The organism is Bacillus sp. FCW2 (assembly GCF_021228595.1).
GTDB classification, from domain to species: Bacteria; Bacillota; Bacilli; order Bacillales; family Bacillaceae; genus Bacillus; species Bacillus velezensis.
Genome location: NZ_CP089436.1, coordinates 2,512,459 through 2,527,666 on the forward strand (window position 1 = coordinate 2,512,459; position 15,208 = coordinate 2,527,666).

The 15,208-nt window shown below is 47.3% G+C and carries 20 protein-coding genes; 1 reads left to right on the top strand and 19 read right to left on the bottom strand.

Annotated elements, in window-relative coordinates; genetic code table 11:
* Window positions 1-9 precede the first annotated feature (9 nt).
* The 16 genes from atpG to spoIIR form a co-directional block, all read right to left on the bottom strand.
* Complete coding sequence (gene atpG / locus K3G25_RS12635) at window positions 10-873, bottom strand: ATP synthase F1 subunit gamma (RefSeq protein WP_003151172.1); 864 nt, start codon at window positions 871-873, stop codon at window positions 10-12.
* Window positions 874-948: 75 nt separating this feature from the next.
* Window positions 949-2,457 carry a F0F1 ATP synthase subunit alpha gene (gene atpA / locus K3G25_RS12640; RefSeq protein WP_017418736.1) on the bottom strand — a complete coding sequence of 503 codons (1,509 nt, stop codon included), beginning with the start codon at window positions 2,455-2,457 and terminating at the stop codon, window positions 949-951.
* A 16-nt stretch (window positions 2,458-2,473) separates the two neighbouring features.
* The gene (locus K3G25_RS12645; RefSeq protein ID WP_003151169.1) at window positions 2,474-3,019 is read right to left on the bottom strand and encodes a F0F1 ATP synthase subunit delta; all 546 of its coding nucleotides are present in this window, start codon (window positions 3,017-3,019) and stop codon (window positions 2,474-2,476) included.
* Entirely contained in the window at window positions 3,016-3,528 is a 513-nt protein-coding gene (atpF, locus tag K3G25_RS12650) for a F0F1 ATP synthase subunit B (protein WP_003151168.1), read from the bottom strand. The genes K3G25_RS12645 and atpF overlap by 4 nt, the downstream gene beginning before the upstream one ends.
* Before the next feature lie 142 nt (window positions 3,529-3,670).
* Entirely contained in the window at window positions 3,671-3,883 is a 213-nt protein-coding gene (gene atpE / locus K3G25_RS12655) for a F0F1 ATP synthase subunit C (RefSeq protein ID WP_003151167.1), read from the bottom strand.
* Between the two features lie 45 nt (window positions 3,884-3,928).
* A complete protein-coding gene (gene atpB, locus K3G25_RS12660; protein ID WP_014419099.1) occupies window positions 3,929-4,663 on the bottom strand; it encodes a F0F1 ATP synthase subunit A in 735 nt (244 codons plus the stop codon).
* Between the two features lie 7 nt (window positions 4,664-4,670).
* Window positions 4,671-5,054, bottom strand: coding sequence for an ATP synthase subunit I (atpI, locus tag K3G25_RS12665; protein WP_003151155.1), 384 nt, complete (start codon window positions 5,052-5,054; stop codon window positions 4,671-4,673).
* 419 nt (window positions 5,055-5,473) lie between these two features.
* Window positions 5,474-6,103: a uracil phosphoribosyltransferase gene (gene upp, locus K3G25_RS12670; protein ID WP_014419100.1), complete on the bottom strand. Its 630-nt coding sequence runs from the start codon at window positions 6,101-6,103 to the stop codon at window positions 5,474-5,476.
* A gap of 134 nt (window positions 6,104-6,237) precedes the next feature.
* On the bottom strand, window positions 6,238-7,485 hold the full coding sequence (gene glyA, locus K3G25_RS12675) for a serine hydroxymethyltransferase (RefSeq protein WP_014419101.1): 1,248 nt from the start codon (window positions 7,483-7,485) through the stop codon (window positions 6,238-6,240).
* Between the two features lie 147 nt (window positions 7,486-7,632).
* Entirely contained in the window at window positions 7,633-8,175 is a 543-nt protein-coding gene (locus K3G25_RS12680) for a TIGR01440 family protein (protein WP_007407598.1), read from the bottom strand.
* Between the two features lie 13 nt (window positions 8,176-8,188).
* On the bottom strand, window positions 8,189-8,638 hold the full coding sequence (gene rpiB / locus K3G25_RS12685) for a ribose 5-phosphate isomerase B (RefSeq protein WP_003151149.1): 450 nt from the start codon (window positions 8,636-8,638) through the stop codon (window positions 8,189-8,191).
* Between the two features lie 133 nt (window positions 8,639-8,771).
* Window positions 8,772-9,227 (bottom strand): low molecular weight protein arginine phosphatase, encoded by a 456-nt coding sequence (locus K3G25_RS12690; protein WP_029325731.1) that lies wholly within the window; start codon window positions 9,225-9,227, stop codon window positions 8,772-8,774.
* 73 nt (window positions 9,228-9,300) lie between these two features.
* Window positions 9,301-9,858, bottom strand: coding sequence for a manganese efflux pump MntP (locus K3G25_RS12695; RefSeq protein WP_022553919.1), 558 nt, complete (start codon window positions 9,856-9,858; stop codon window positions 9,301-9,303).
* A 68-nt stretch (window positions 9,859-9,926) separates the two neighbouring features.
* Entirely contained in the window at window positions 9,927-10,967 is a 1,041-nt protein-coding gene (locus K3G25_RS12700; RefSeq protein ID WP_022553920.1) for an L-threonylcarbamoyladenylate synthase, read from the bottom strand.
* A gap of 156 nt (window positions 10,968-11,123) precedes the next feature.
* Window positions 11,124-11,567 (bottom strand): GNAT family N-acetyltransferase, encoded by a 444-nt coding sequence (locus K3G25_RS12705; RefSeq protein ID WP_064108064.1) that lies wholly within the window; start codon window positions 11,565-11,567, stop codon window positions 11,124-11,126.
* A gap of 70 nt (window positions 11,568-11,637) precedes the next feature.
* A complete protein-coding gene (gene spoIIR / locus K3G25_RS12710) occupies window positions 11,638-12,318 on the bottom strand; it encodes a stage II sporulation protein R (RefSeq protein ID WP_014419106.1) in 681 nt (226 codons plus the stop codon).
* 160 nt (window positions 12,319-12,478) lie between these two features.
* Between spoIIR and K3G25_RS12715 the strand changes: the two genes are divergently transcribed.
* Complete coding sequence (locus K3G25_RS12715) at window positions 12,479-12,853, top strand: UPF0715 family protein (RefSeq protein WP_003151143.1); 375 nt, start codon at window positions 12,479-12,481, stop codon at window positions 12,851-12,853.
* Here K3G25_RS12715 and K3G25_RS12720 read toward each other — a convergent pair.
* From K3G25_RS12720 to prfA, 3 genes are all read right to left on the bottom strand, one after another.
* Entirely contained in the window at window positions 12,840-13,118 is a 279-nt protein-coding gene (locus K3G25_RS12720) for a DUF5316 family protein (protein ID WP_021494808.1), read from the bottom strand. The genes K3G25_RS12715 and K3G25_RS12720 overlap by 14 nt on opposite strands.
* A gap of 70 nt (window positions 13,119-13,188) precedes the next feature.
* Window positions 13,189-14,049, bottom strand: a complete 861-nt coding sequence (gene prmC, locus K3G25_RS12725; protein ID WP_021494807.1) for a peptide chain release factor N(5)-glutamine methyltransferase — start codon at window positions 14,047-14,049, stop codon at window positions 13,189-13,191.
* A gap of 1 nt (window position 14,050) precedes the next feature.
* Window positions 14,051-15,121 (bottom strand): peptide chain release factor 1, encoded by a 1,071-nt coding sequence (gene prfA, locus K3G25_RS12730; RefSeq protein WP_232489330.1) that lies wholly within the window; start codon window positions 15,119-15,121, stop codon window positions 14,051-14,053.
* Window positions 15,122-15,208: the final 87 nt, after the last annotated feature.

Here is a 15,208-nt window from a genome sequence, read left to right on the forward strand (position 1 = left end):
AAAATCTTTCTATTCTAAAGCGGCTGCACCGCCGACAATTTCGGTAATTTCTTGTGTAATCGCCGCTTGACGCGCGCGGTTATATGAAAGCGAAAGTGAATCAATGAGTTCTTTCGCATTATCCGTCGCATTTTTCATTGCTGTCATTCTCGCAGCGTGTTCACTTGCTTTACTGTCAAGAAGCGCGCCGTAAATTAAGCTTTCCGCATATTGAGGAAGCAGCACTTCGAGCACCTCTTCTTCATCCGGTTCGAACTCGTAAGAAGCCGTGCGCTTCCCGCCGCTCGTTCCGAAATCCGTTAAAGGCAACACTTTTTTCTCCGTCACTTCCTGTGAAATCGCACTGACGAAATGGTTATACACCAAATGCAGTTCATCAAAAGCGCCGTCGATAAACATTTGAACCGTCTGACGGGTCAAATCTTTAATCTGAGCAAAAGTGACCTCGTCGCCAAGCCCCACTAACTCAGACAAAATCGGCATTTCCCGTTTTTTGAAGAAATCGCGGCCGACTCTGCCGATTGCAATCACCGTGTATTCATCTTTAGACTGATGGCGTTCTTGAATGGTGCGGTAAGCGTTTCGCAAAACCGAACTGTTAAACGCACCCGCAAGCCCGCGGTCAGACGTAATGACGAGATACGCCGTCTTTTTCACTTCTCTTGAGACAAGCATCGGGTGTTTCGCGTTTTTCGCGCCTTTTCCGACGTTAAACACAACCTCCTGGATCTTATCCATATACGGAGCAAATGACTTCGCGTTGGTTTCCGCACGGTTCAGCTTCGCAGCGGATACCATCTGCATGGCTTTTGTAATCTGGCTTGTTTTTTTCGTTGACGTGATCCTTGACTTAATATCGCGTAATGAGGCCAAAGATTTCACCACCTTTATTCTTCATTTGCGTAAAAAGAGAGAAAAAGAGAACCTTTTTCTCTCATCTTCTAAGGGTTAGTTGCTTGGTGCAAATGTGCGTTTGAAGCCTTCGATTGCAGCTTTGAAGTCTTCATCAGCAGGAAGGTTTCCTGTTTTCGCAATGCCGTCAAGCAGATCTTTATGGTTTTGATCAAGGTACATGTAGTACTCTTCTTCAAAACGTCTGATATCCGCAACCGGAATATCATCAAGATATCCTTTTGTCAGCGCATAAAGAATGGCTACCTGTTTTTCAACCGGAAGCGGTTTATTCAAGTCTTGCTTCAGCACTTCAACTGTACGCGCACCGCGGTTCAGTTTCGCCTGAGTCGCCTGGTCAAGATCAGATCCGAATTGGGCGAACGCTTCAAGTTCACGGTATGAAGCCAGGTCAAGACGCAATGTTCCCGCTACCTTTTTCATCGCTTTGATTTGGGCTGATCCGCCGACACGGGATACGGATAATCCGGCATTGATCGCAGGACGCACGCCTGAGAAGAATAGGTCGGATTGAAGGAAAATCTGTCCGTCAGTAATGGAAATGACGTTTGTCGGGATATAAGCGGAGATATCTCCTGCTTGTGTTTCGACGAACGGCAGCGCCGTAATTGATCCTGCGCCTTTTGCGTCACTCAGTTTGGCTGCGCGCTCAAGCAGACGGGAGTGAAGATAGAATACATCCCCAGGGAATGCTTCACGGCCCGGCGGACGGCGAAGAAGCAATGACAGCTCACGGTAAGCGGCCGCTTGTTTAGATAAATCATCATATACGACGAGAACGTGCTTGCCGTTGTACATGAATTCTTCACCCATTGTCACCCCTGCATACGGTGCAAGGTACAGAAGCGGAGCCGGCTGTGAAGCGGACGCTGTCACGACAATCGTGTAATCAAGCGCGCCATGCTTACGAAGTGTTTCCACTACGCCGCGCACTGTAGATTCTTTTTGACCGATCGCTACGTACACACAGATCATGTCTTGATCTTTTTGGTTTAAGATTGTATCAATCGCAACAGATGTTTTACCTGTCTGACGGTCCCCGATAATCAGCTCACGCTGTCCGCGGCCGATCGGAATTAACGCGTCGATCGCTTTGATACCCGTTTGCAGCGGCTCATGTACTGATTTACGGTCCATTACGCCCGGAGCCGGGCTTTCGATCGGACGTGTTTTGCTTGTCAGAATCGGACCCAGTCCGTCTACCGGCTGTCCGAGCGGGTTGACGATACGTCCGATTAATTCTTCACCTACAGGAACTTCCATGATACGGCCTGTTCTTTTGACCTCATCACCTTCACGGATATCTCTGTAAGGTCCTAAGATAACGATACCTACGTTGGATTCTTCAAGGTTTTGAGCCATACCCAAAACGCCGTTTGAAAACTCAACAAGTTCACCGGCCATACAATTGTCAAGGCCGTGCACACGCGCAATACCGTCTCCGACTTGGATGACTGTACCTACGTCATGAACTTCAATTTCAGATTGGTAATTTTGAATTTGCTGCTTTATCAGCGTGCTAATCTCTTCAGCTTTGATGCTCACTTAGGTTTCACCCCTTCTATCGATTTCCTCCGGCAAGTTGACGTTCCATGCGCTCAAGCTTTCCGCTCACGCTTCCGTCATAAATCCGGTTTCCAATGCGGACTTTAATGCCGCCTATTAAATCCGTCTGCACTTCATTTCTGATTCTGAGCGAAGCGATTCCGGCTTTTTTTGCAAACACTTGAGACAATGATAACATTTCCGCTTCTGACAGCGGTTTTACTGAATAAACAACCGCGTCCTCTGTCTGACGGGCCTGATTGGCAAGTTTGATAAACTCGTCTGTGAGATCAGGCACAATCGAAGACCGGCGGCGGTCAATCAGAAGAAAAATCGTATGCAGCACAGACTCAGACAGTGCGCCGAACGATTGCTGAATCAGCTCTTTTTTCTTAGCGGCCGATACCTTCGGATGGCTTAACACTTCCTGTAATCCGGCTTCGTTCCGGAACACTTCTTTTAGTACGGTAAGCTCTTCTTCGATTTCATTGATTTGAGAAGTCTCAACGGCAATGTCGAAAAGCGCTGACGCGTATCGTTTAGAGACAGCAGATCCACTCATCGGCTTTCTCCTACCTCTTTAAGATAGTCCTGAATCAGTTGTTCCTGGGCTTGTTCATCAAGCTCTTTTTCAATCACTTTCGATGCGATTAAGACAGAAAGTGATGCGACTTGCTCGCGAAGTGCGGAAACCGCTTGTTCTTTTTCTTTGACAATTTCGGTTCTCGCCGCTTCTTTCAATCTTTCAGACTCGGCGCGTGCAGCCTGGATAATGTCTTCCTTCTGCTTTTCACCCAGTTTTTTCGCATTTTCAATGAGTGATTGTGATTCCTGTTTCGCTTCTTTTAAAAGAACGCGCTGCTCTTCAATCAGCTTCTGCGCTTCTTTATTTCTTTCTTCAGCGGACGTAATTTCGCCGGCGATATGATCTTCACGCTGTTTCATTATATTTAATAGCGGTCCAAGAGCGAATTTCTTGAGAAGCGCTAATAAAACTAACATAGCTAACAATTGGAATAGGATATCTCCGCCGTTAAACGACAGTCCTAATTCAAGAGGTAATTGAGACATCTACTACGGCAACTCCCTTCTGCAGGTTTTCTCTGCTGATAAAAAGCCGTTTCGGGACGGCCTGCTTATCAGACATAAAGCAATGGCGAAGGTTCTCTTAGAGTGATCTTCGCCATTTTTAGTTCATATAAGGCTTTTTTGCTTAGCCAAAGAACGCTAAGAACGCGATAACGACAGCGATAATCGGAAGGGCCTCAACCAATGCGATACCCATGAACATAAGAGTTCTAAGTTCTTTTCCTGCTTCCGGCTGACGGGCGATTCCCTCTACCGTACGTGAAACGATCAGACCGTTACCAATACCTGCACCAAGTGCACCTAAACCGATTGCAATTGCAGCTGCTATTAAATTCATGAAAAAGTTCCTCCTTTAAAATGTTATCCGAATGGATATATGATTTTAATGATCATGACTGATTTTGTGTGACATGTACACCATCGTCAGCATCGTAAAGATAAATGCCTGGATGGTACCGATGAACAAGCTGAATGCCTGCCATGCAAGCATCGGAAGAATGGCTCCGACTGTGCCGACCAAACCGAGAAAGAAGCTGTTTGAGTAGAAATTCGTCGCCAGATTCGCAAGCAGGCCAAGAAGAATTTCCCCGGCGAAAATGTTACCGTAAAGACGAAGTCCGAGTGTCAGCGTATTCGCAAACTCCTCAATGATCTTCATCGGGAACATAAGCGGAACCGGTCTGAGGTAATCCTTAGAGTATTCCTTCAAACCTTTCATCTTCACGCCGTAATAGTGCGTTAACGACACAACCATAACGGCTAGAGTCAGAGTAATAGCCGGATCGGCCGTCGGTGATTTCCACCAAAGCTCGTGTCCGACCGTTACAGAAAACGGCAGCCCCAGCATATTTGATACAAATATGTACATCAGCAAGGTTACACCAAGCGCCAAGAAGTTAGCCCCTGTTTTTAAATCCATTGTACTGCCTATAATATTGCGGACAAAATCAACAATCCATTCCATGAAGTTCTGGGCTTTTCCCGGACGGATAGACAGCGTTCTCGTAGTGAGAATCGCAATCAGCAGCACAATCACACTTGCCACAGTAATCATCAGAATGTTTGTCAGATTAAAAGTAAGACCAAACAAATCAATAGTTCTGTAATCGTGATTCAATGGGTTTTCACCTCTCTTCCATTGATGAACGTTTGAGCTGAATAATGGAATCTATCATAATGACGGGATAAATTGTCATTAATCCAATAATCACACTTGCCACACTGACTTTATCGGGATATTTAAAGGCGACAGCCATCGCAAGTATCGCATTGCACCAACGCGCTGCGCTCCCGAGTGATCGTATGGACTTTCCTTTCGCCACGGCCTTGTCAAAAGCATTCATTCTTCTGGTCAAGAGCCACAAATTAAACAAACTGAAAACAGTTCCCAAAAAGAGGCCTAAAAAAACAGTTTTATACGCCGTAAGACCATATCCCAGCAAATAGATTGCTAAGATCACAAATACATATCTTCGTTGTCTGCTGAATGTAAGATTGGGATCGTCCATCAACTATCTGTCTCCTGATGAAAATGTAATATAATTCCTGGATACGGCAAAACATGCGGTTAACCCTTTGCAGAAGGCCTTTTTTGTCCGCAAAACGGCCTGTTCGAAAAAACCACTCATCCTCCTGATGCCACGGGATGCTGTTTCATTCGCTTAGATAAATCCTCATATAACGGGTTTTTTGGAGGATTTAAAATGAGGATGGATACTAGAAATGAAAGGAATGAAAACCTTCTCATAATACCCTCGTTTAGCATACAATAGCCCCTAACATGTGTCAATCTGTTTAAAGTTAAAAAACTTTTTATACCGGAAGCATACACAGAATGTTCACAAATTCACCTATAAATGTATGAACTCTGCCCATTCAGCAAATATCTGGATAAAAAAAAGAAAACCCCTGAATGAGGTTTTCCGATTTATTTGGTTCCGTAAAGTCTGTCACCCGCGTCACCGAGGCCCGGAACGATATAGCCTTTTTCATTCAGTTTTTCATCAAGGGCGGCGATATAAATATCAACGTCAGAATGATGTTTCATCAGCTCTTCCACGCCTTCCGGAGCCGCTACAAGACACATAAAACGAATGTTTCTCGCGCCGCGCTTTTTCAGGCTGTTTATCGCTTCCACCGCAGAGCCTCCCGTAGCAAGCATCGGATCCACGACAATAAATTCGCGTTCTTCTACATCAGAAGGAAGCTTGACATAGTATTCCACCGGTTTTAAGGTTTCCGGATCACGGTATAATCCGACATGTCCCACTTTAGCGGCCGGGATTAATTTCAGCATGCCGTCAACCATTCCGAGACCCGCTCTCAGGATCGGCACGATACCGAGTTTCTTCCCTGAAATCACTTTGGATGTCGCTGTTTGAACAGGTGTTTTCACTTCCACTTCTTTAAGAGGAAGATCACGTGTAATTTCAAACGCCATCAGTGATGCGACTTCGTCCACAAGGTCTCTGAAATCCTTTGTGCCTGTATTTTCATTCCGAATATATGTCAGCTTATGCTGGATTAAAGGATGATCAAATACGTAAACCTTTCCCATACTGTGTTCAGCTCCTTTTTTGTTGTCCGAGTGACTTTTTCACACTTCTATTGATTCTACAGAAAAAGACAAACAGTTTCAAGAAAATCATAAAAAAACCCGCCGGATTAAGGTTCCGGCGGGTTTCTTCCTTATTAATAGTCCAGTTCTTTATATAAAGGAAACTTTTCAGTCAAGGCAGATACGCGCTGTCTCGCTTCTTCAAGTTTTGCTTCGTCTTCATGATTTTTCAGCGCGAGGCCGATGATGGCGCCGACTTCTTCAAGCGCGTCACCGTCAAAGCCGCGGCTTGTCACAGCTGCCGTACCGAGACGGATTCCGCTTGTGACGAACGGTTTTTCCGGATCGTAAGGGATCGCGTTTTTATTAGATGTAATGCCGATTTCATCAAGAACGTGTTCAGCGACTTTTCCGGTCAGACCGAGAGAACGGAGGTCAACAAGCACAAGGTGGTTATCCGTTCCGCCTGATACGAGCTGAATGCCCTCTTTGTTCAGAGACTCAGCCAGGCGCTTCGCGTTCGAGATGACGTTTTGCGCATATGTTTTGAACTCATCTTCAAGCACTTCTCCGAAAGAAACGGCTTTGGCCGCGATGACATGCATAAGCGGTCCGCCTTGGATTCCCGGGAAAATGGATTTATCAATCTTTTTGCCGAACTCTTCACGGCAAAGGATCATTCCTCCGCGGGGTCCGCGAAGTGTTTTGTGAGTCGTGGTCGTTACAAAGTCAGCGTAAGGAACCGGATTCGGATGAAGACCGGCTGCGACAAGACCCGCGATATGCGCCATGTCGACCATGAAGTAAGCGCCGACTTCATCAGCGATTTCACGGAATTTTTTAAAGTCGATCGTGCGGGGGTACGCGCTCGCTCCGGCAACGATGAGTTTCGGCTTATGCGCCAGCGCTTTTTCACGCACATCTTCATAATCTATATATTGCGTGTCTTTATCGACACCGTATTCTACAAAGTTGTATTGAACGCCGCTGAAATTAACCGGGCTTCCGTGTGTTAAGTGGCCGCCGTGGGAGAGGTTCATCCCGAGCACCGTGTCGCCGTGCTCTAAAATCGTGAAGTAAACAGCCATGTTCGCCTGGGCGCCTGAGTGCGGCTGAACGTTTACATGCTCAGCTCCGAAAATCTCTTTCGCGCGGTCGCGGGCGATGTCCTCGACGACATCAACATGCTCACAGCCGCCGTAGTAGCGTTTGCCGGGGTAGCCTTCAGCATATTTGTTTGTTAAAACAGAGCCTTGTGCTTCCATTACCGCTTCCGTCACGAAGTTTTCAGAAGCAATTAATTCGATCTTAGTCTGTTGACGCTTACGCTCATCTTTGATGGCGTTAAACACTTGTTTGTCTTGTACAGGTAAATGTTTCATCAGCGAGATCCTCTCCTATCCGTTTCCTGTTCTTTATTTTTACCACCCTTATTGTACATGGTTTTTCAGGTGAATGTAACAGCTTATTTAAAAAAATCACAAAATTTAATTAGAAAACACGAACATTATATAGGAAAAGTGTTTTCATCATTCGCATTCATAAACGGCGCGAATTCCGCCTATCAGCTTCGGTCTTGTCCGGGCCATCGTCACATGTGCTTCTCCAAGCTCACGGCTTGATATCCGGACAGGGACGGCAACGGGTTTCAGATGCATACCGATGAACGTATCGCCGATGTCAATCCCGGCGTCAGCCTGAATCGATTCGGCGAGCACGGGAGAACGCATCTGCCGGTATGCATAAGAGGCCATCGCTCCGCCCGCTTTCGGGACGGGGACGGCTGAAACAATGGGGAGCCTGAACCGCTCGGCCGTTTCCGCTTCAATGACAAGCGCCCTGTTTAAATGCTCGCAGCATTGAAAAGCAAGATGCACACCCGTTTTTTCCTTAAACCGGTTAAGTCCGCCGTATATCAATTCAGCCCAATCCCCGCTTCCGGCGGTGCCGATCCGGCTTCCGGCGGCTTCACTTGTACTGCACCCGATCACCAGCAGACTGCCGTCCGTCAGTCCTGCCTGCTCTTGAAACTCAGTCAGCATGTCCGTCCATTTTTGCTTCATCTCTTCCATTGTCCAGCACCTCTTACAGATTTTTTTCTTCGTAATCTGCGATTTTGCCGATCCGCCGTTCGTGGCGGCCGCCCGTAAATTCAGTCGTCAGCCAGACTTTTGCGATTTCGCGCGCCAGCCCCGGGCCGATGACGCGTTCGCCCATCGCAAGAACATTCGTGTCATTGTGTTCACGCGTCGCTTTTGCGCTGAAGGTGTCATGGGCAAGCGCACAGCGTATGCCCTTTACCTTATTTGCGGAGATGCTCATGCCGATGCCTGTGCCGCAAATTAAAATTCCCCTGTCAGCTTCGCCGTTCACCACTTTTTCCGCTACCGGAAAAGCGTAGTCTGAATAATCGACAGAGCCGGCGCCGCATTCACAGCCCATATCAATGTATTCAATCTGCAATTCATCCAAAAGACTTTTTATTTCTTCGCGGATATGGACGCCGCCGTGATCTGACGCAATAGCTACTTTCATTCATTTACCTCCTAGGTATGGCTGGGCGAAGACAGCCCAGTGTGCTTGTCCTTTTTATTACGAAATCCGTTGATTTCATTCTACTCTTTCACATTCGTTTTGCAAATGACCTGTTTGCAGATTTTCTGACAGATTACTTGCTTTTTCCGTCAAGCAATTGATCAGCCAAAAGGGTCAGCAGCTCCTCCAGTTCGTCCCGCGTCTGTTTATAAACATCAAGCGGACCGCCGAACGGATCAGAGATATCGCCGCTTTCCCCCGTTACGTATTCTTTAATGGTAAAGACTTTGCCCTGACTGTTTTGATATCGGCCTTCAATCAGCTGTTTGTGCTGTTCAGTCATCGCCAGCACCAGATCAGCCGTCTCGATATGTTCTTCCGATAAGGGAGATGAACTGTGATTGAGAGCGATCCGTTTTTCAAACAGCGCTTCTACGGCATGGGCCGACGCTTTTCCGTGCGGAGACGCGAATACGCCGGCCGAGCTTACGCTGACGTCCAGCCCTTTCGTTTCTGCAATGGATTTAAAAAGAGCCTCAGCCATAGGACTGCGGCACGTATTGCCTGTACATACAAAGATTATTTTCATGTCCGTCACCTCTTACTGCCTATTATAAATGAAGAAAAAAGAAACGGCATCTTCGTTTCTTTTTTTACATATCTTATATCGGTAAAAGCAGTTTCAGTCCGAATCCGATCAAAATGGCTCCGCCGAGCGCTTCGCTGTAGGAGCCGAGCCACGACTGCACCTTTCTTCCAGCCAAAAGGCCCGCCCATGTTAAAACGGTGCTGAAAACCCCGAACAGCGTAACGGCCAGAAACGGATTGGAGCCGTTCATCCCGAGACTGAGCCCGACAGAAAAGCTGTCCAGACTGACACCGATCGCAAACAGCAACAGTCCCGAGCCTGCCGGAGATATGAGCGGCCCGTCTGATTGTTTAAACGCGGCAATGATCATCTGCACCCCTAAAATGAAAAGAAGAGATCCGCCGATGTAAACGGCGAGCATCCCCAGAAAACCGGACAGCAGATGCCCGGCCGCCATTCCCGTAAGCGGCATCATGACATGAAACAGCCCGATGACAACCCCTATATGAAAAATCTGTTTTTTCTTCAGCTGAATCATTCCCATCCCGAGCCCGACGGAAAAGGCATCCGTCCCCAAAGCAAATGCCATGATGCTTAAGGAGACAAGTTCCCCGATGAATAGATTCGACATGAAATAAAAACCCCCTTGGACGTGCCCGCTTGTTTAGCTTATGCATGTCCGATAAGGGGTAGAACAAGTTAATGGATAACGGTGCCGCCTGCGGCTTTCATCAGCCTGTTCATAATGGCGAGCCCCACTCCGGTATCCGGAAAGGACTCAGAAATAATCATGTCCACTTCCGCTTCATCAAAGCTGCGGAGCGCATCGTATAAGGCGGACGCCACTGTTTCAAGGTCGGCGCGTCTGCCGCAGACCTTGATATAATCAGCCTGGTAACTATCGGCGTTCTCTTCTGTTGTCAGAATGCCGATTCGTTTCCCCCGGCTTTTATATGTGTCTGCCAGTTCTTGAATTCTCCGGGCGCCGCCGTCGGCAATAGCCATCGGCGCAGAAGGCGCGTAATGTGTATATTTCATACCCGGAGAAATAGGAACCTCATCTTCTTCGGTCAGCCCTTTATCCACAAGAACCGGACCGGCGGCGGATTCAATCTGCTCTTTTGTCACGCCGCCCGGACGAAGCAGCACGGGCTGTTTCCCCGTACAGGACAGAACGGTTGATTCCACTCCGATTCCCGTCGCGCCGCCGTCCACAATACCGGCAATGCGGCCGTTTAAATCATGAGCTACATGCTCGGCCTTCGTCGGGCTCGGTTTTCCTGATAAATTGGCGCTCGGCGCTGCGATCGGCAGTCCGGCCGAGCTGATGAGGGCTAATGCTACCGGATGATCAGGCATTCTGACAGCTACCGTCTCAAGTCCCGCGGTGACACGGGGTGACAGCACACCGGGCTTACACGGCAGGACAAGGGTCAGCGCCCCCGGCCAGAATAGCTCCATAAGCTTTTTCGCCGTCTCAGGAATATGGCTGATAAAACGATCAAGCTGGCTGATGTGGGATATATGCACAATCAGCGGATTATCGCTCGGCCTTCCTTTCGCCTCATATATTTTCGTTACGGCTTCCGTATTTTCAGCGTTAGCGCCCAGTCCGTAAACGGTTTCTGTCGGAAAAGCCACAACCTCATTCTGCCGGAGCAATTCCGCGGCTTGTGTAATCTGGGGATCGGTTGTGGATAATTCTGCGGAACAATCCACAAACCATCTTCTTGTTTTCATGTATAACCAAACTCCTTATTTTAAAGCGGTAAAACTTTATTTTCTCTCGTGTATTCCTTTTGAAAGTATAAAAGATGTCCTTTAATAAAACAAGTGTTATCCACAAACTGTGGACAACACTTTTTAATAAGTGGATAACCTTGTGTATAAGTTAGATCAGGCAGAGGTTTTCACCATTAAAAACGAACCTTCTGTGCATAACGAGTTGCGGAAATGTTCGGACGTATACAGTTCATCAGGCGCATCGGCGCACGCTTCAAATCCCATCAGATTCAGAAACTCAGCAGATGAGGGCTGATTGGCGACTAAGTAGACATCTTGAATCTCATGTTTTTTGCACAGCACATCCATACTTTGAAACAGTGTAACGATATGGCTTTGATTCAGCCTGTCCGACATGACGAGTGAACGGAGAAGCCCTTTTCCGCCGCTGAATTTTTCGATCCCGAGACAGGCGGCAATCTTTTTTTCACTGTCTTCCAGCACGATAAAACGGCTGATCTGCTGATCGATTTCCGCATGTGCCGTATCAGCCTTTTTCAAAAAGGCCTCCAGCGCCTCCGTATCTTGATCTCTTGCCACTCTCAGCTGATAAAACATATATTTCCCTCCGTTTCGATCAACTCTTTCTTCCAATCTATGAATCGAATCCGGATTTATGCCTTTTGCTTCAGGAAAATAGATCTGAAATCCAATCGACGAGGAAAAACTTCACTTCCGTATCATCGTCATCTTTCTTTTCTTTCTTCGCTTTATCGGCCTTTGCTTTTACGTCATCCAGCACTTTTTTAGTCTGTTTCTGCGTTTCTTCCTGCTTCTGTCCGCCGTCTTCCTGATCTTTCACCGCTTCGCCGTTTGAGAAATCAAGGAAGCACAGCGGCGGAAACAAGACGCACCACCAGTTGGCGCCCTCGCCATTGCCGAGTGTAATTAAAATCGCTTCATATTTTCCGGCCGGATAGACCATATTGCCGTACAGCTTTGTCGGAAACGAGATTTTATTGAATTGAACTGAAACGGATTGATGCGCACCCTTTTCTTTCATCGTTTGTTTGGCGATTTCTTTAATTTCAGGAAGCTTCGAACGAATGAGCCGCCGCGCTTCTTCAATGGAAGTGATATCTTTCACCCAGTCCGTGATTTGCTTGTTTACAGCATCTCTGATCTGGCGCTTGAGCTTTTGATCCTCATCGTTATCACTGTTGGCCAAAATTCTGAGCCGGATCGCTTCATCCGGTATGACGACGGGCTCATCGGCTGATGCCCGCGCCGTTTCTTCTTTTGTCAAACCCGCAAGCGCTCCTGATAATAAAAGAAAAATATATATGCAGATCATCATTGTCTGTTTCATCGGTCCCCACCGTTCCTCTCCGTGCTTTTTTTATCTAGTCCCATTATGGACATGACGGAAAAGGTTTAAACCGGCGGGAAGAAAAAAATCTAGCAAGCTGATAATCTGCATTGACAGATTCAAAATATGGTACGATATTATTTTGATAGGAGGTTTTCAGATGAAATATAATTACACCGTGCTGCTGTCGGCGGCATGTATGTCTGTCATTTATTCTATTTTGTATGTTCATCAATTCATTATCGCGGCTTTCATTTCGATGGCGTTTTATTTTTTGTTTCCTTATTTGATTTTTGCGCTGCCGCTTCAATACTTTCTGAATAAAAAGCCGAAGAGATTTCATCCGCTGTATTTTCTTTATTATTTAGGGGTGTCATTCATTGCAAACGGGATCATCTTCGGTCTTTTGCAGCCGTCAGGCCAATCTCTGTTTTCTAATTCAGCCTTTTATATCTTTGCGGTTTTAACAGCCGTCGTCTATTGGGTATGGGATTCCGTATTGCTGCAAAGACAAAATCCGGCTACAGAAGCGTAATCAGCAGACAGCCGGCTGAAGGGAGAGCGGCGCAAAAGAAAACGGCGGCCATCTTTAAACGGGCGTGCCGTCCTTCTTCTGTTTCAGAATGATAATTGGCCCGCTGCTCCGCTCCGCTTACGGCCAACCCGGAAACGATGATCGCTGTGACGATAAGAACAGCCGTAACGGCGCCGAAAATGATGTCAACGCCAAACGGCAGAACAAACCCCGCCGCATAAGCTGCGGCGGCGAGTACACATCCGAAGGCGAACGCTTTTTTCAAGGCGGATGCCCCTTTCATTTTCTTTCCATTGTAACAAAAGCCCGCCGTGTGCGTCACCGGCGGGCTTTTTTCATGATGTGATGACTGCGGATACTGTTCTGTCTTTTCCGTTGATGTCCTGTACGACTTCCACTTCCGCATTCGGAAAGGAATGACGGAACAGGTCTTTCACGGCTTTTCCCTGATTATATCCGATTTCAAAGACGACAAGCGCTTTATCTTTCATGACAAGAGGCAGCTCCTCCATAAACCGCTTGTAGAATTTCAAACCGTCACCGCCGTCCGTAAGAGCATGAAGCGGCTCATGGAAACGGACGATATCCGACAAATCCGCCATTTCTTCTTCAGAAATATACGGCGGATTGGAAACAATAATATCCGCTTTTTTTCCTGATGAAATAAAAGGAGTTAACAGATCTCCCTGCAAAAAGCACACGTCCGCTCCGAGGTTTTGCGCATTTCTTTCCGCCACCTGCAGCGCTTCTTTTGAAATATCCGAAGCCGATACTGAAAAATGTCCGCATTCAAGGGCGAGCGTCACCGCAATGGCTCCGCTCCCCGTACCGATATCAATGACGTTCAGGCGTTCTGCCTCGGAAAATGCCCGCTTCTGTCTGTCCAGCAGATGAAAGACGACTTCTTCCGTTTCCGGACGCGGAATGAGAACATCGTCATTCACAAAAAATTCCCTGCCGTAAAACTGTTCTTTCCCGATAATATATTGAATCGGAATACCTTCTTTATGCATCTCCACGTGCCGTCTGAATCGATAAAGCTCGTCCTCGCCGACGGTCTCCTGCAGACTTGCGAGAAGTTTGCTCCGATCCATTCCGGTATCATTTAACAGCAGCAGCTCGGCCGCGTTTTTTTCTCTTCCCGCTTCGGTTAAATAAGAAGAAGCCCAGCTTAGGGCTTCAAAAACGGTCTTCATCTTAATTTTCCGCCTGCTGGAGCTTGCTTGACTGGTCTTCTACGATTAACGCTTCAACCACTTCATCAAGCTTGCCTTCCAGGATTTGATCCAGCTTTTGAATCGTCAGGCCGATGCGGTGATCCGTCACACGGTTTTGCGGGAAATTGTATGTGCGGATACGCTCGGAACGGTCGCCTGAACCGACGGCTGATTTGCGGGTCTGATCATATTCAACCTGAGCTTCCTGCTGGAATTTGTCATAGATTCTGGCGCGGAGCACCTTCATCGCTTTTTCTTTGTTTTTAATCTGAGATTTTTCATCCTGACAGGATACGACGACACCGGTCGGTAAATGCGTCAGGCGTACGGCCGACATCGTCGTGTTTACGCTTTGTCCGCCCGGTCCGCTTGATGCAAATGTATCGACGCGGATGTCTTTTTCGTGGATGTCCACTTCTACTTCTTCCGCTTCAGGAAGACACGCCACCGTCGCCGTGGATGTATGAATACGGCCGCCTGATTCCGTTTCCGGAACACGCTGTACGCGGTGCGCGCCATTTTCATACTTCAGCTTGGAGTATGCGCCTTTTCCCGTAATCATAAAGATGATTTCTTTGTAACCGCCCGTTCCGGTCACGTTTGCTTCCATGACTTCAGTCTTCCAACCTTGGATTTCGGCGTAACGGGAGTACATTCTGTAGAGATTTCCCGCAAACAGCGCGGCTTCTTCTCCTCCCGCTGCTCCGCGGATCTCCATGATTACGTTTTTGTCATCGTTCGGGTCTTTCGGGATGAGGAGCACTTTCAAACGCTCTGATAAGGTTTCCGTCTCTCCCTGCAGTTCGGAGATTTCTTCCTTCACCATTTCTCTCATATCGGCATCAAGCTTTTCCTCAAGCATCGCTTTCGCATCGGCAAGCTGTTCTGATGCGTCTCTGTATTGTCTATAGACTTCAACGGTTTCTTGTATATCAGATTGCTCTTTCGAATATTCTCTAAGCTTTTTCGGATCGTTGACCACTTCCGGATCACTTAAAAGCTCATTTAATTTTTCGTATCGTTGTTCAATTGACTGTAAACGGTCTAACACGGTCTTCACCTCTGTTTTCCTGTGCGTAACATTCTCATTATAGTATAGGGCTTATCGCCAGTCAAAAGCAATTCGCCTCTGTTATAC

Coding starts and splice junctions, on each gene's coding strand:
- atpI (WP_003151155.1), bottom strand. CDS start 5,054: ATGGACGATCCCAATCTTACATTCAGCAGACAACGAAGATATGTATTT.
- glyA (WP_014419101.1), bottom strand. CDS start 7,485: ATGAAACATTTACCTGTACAAGACAAACAAGTGTTTAACGCCATCAAA.
- K3G25_RS12700 (WP_022553920.1), bottom strand. CDS start 10,967: ATGAAAACAAGAAGATGGTTTGTGGATTGTTCCGCAGAATTATCCACA.
- K3G25_RS12680 (WP_007407598.1), bottom strand. CDS start 8,175: ATGGAAGAGATGAAGCAAAAATGGACGGACATGCTGACTGAGTTTCAA.
- spoIIR (WP_014419106.1), bottom strand. CDS start 12,318: ATGAAACAGACAATGATGATCTGCATATATATTTTTCTTTTATTATCA.
- rpiB (WP_003151149.1), bottom strand. CDS start 8,638: ATGAAAGTAGCTATTGCGTCAGATCACGGCGGCGTCCATATCCGCGAA.
- K3G25_RS12645 (WP_003151169.1), bottom strand. CDS start 3,019: ATGAGTGGATCTGCTGTCTCTAAACGATACGCGTCAGCGCTTTTCGAC.
- atpE (WP_003151167.1), bottom strand. CDS start 3,883: ATGAATTTAATAGCAGCTGCAATTGCAATCGGTTTAGGTGCACTTGGT.
- K3G25_RS12715 (WP_003151143.1), top strand. CDS start 12,479: ATGAAATATAATTACACCGTGCTGCTGTCGGCGGCATGTATGTCTGTC.
- K3G25_RS12690 (WP_029325731.1), bottom strand. CDS start 9,227: ATGAAAATAATCTTTGTATGTACAGGCAATACGTGCCGCAGTCCTATG.
- K3G25_RS12695 (WP_022553919.1), bottom strand. CDS start 9,858: ATGTCGAATCTATTCATCGGGGAACTTGTCTCCTTAAGCATCATGGCA.
- upp (WP_014419100.1), bottom strand. CDS start 6,103: ATGGGAAAGGTTTACGTATTTGATCATCCTTTAATCCAGCATAAGCTG.
- atpF (WP_003151168.1), bottom strand. CDS start 3,528: ATGTCTCAATTACCTCTTGAATTAGGACTGTCGTTTAACGGCGGAGAT.
- prmC (WP_021494807.1), bottom strand. CDS start 14,049: ATGAAGACCGTTTTTGAAGCCCTAAGCTGGGCTTCTTCTTATTTAACC.
- K3G25_RS12705 (WP_064108064.1), bottom strand. CDS start 11,567: ATGTTTTATCAGCTGAGAGTGGCAAGAGATCAAGATACGGAGGCGCTG.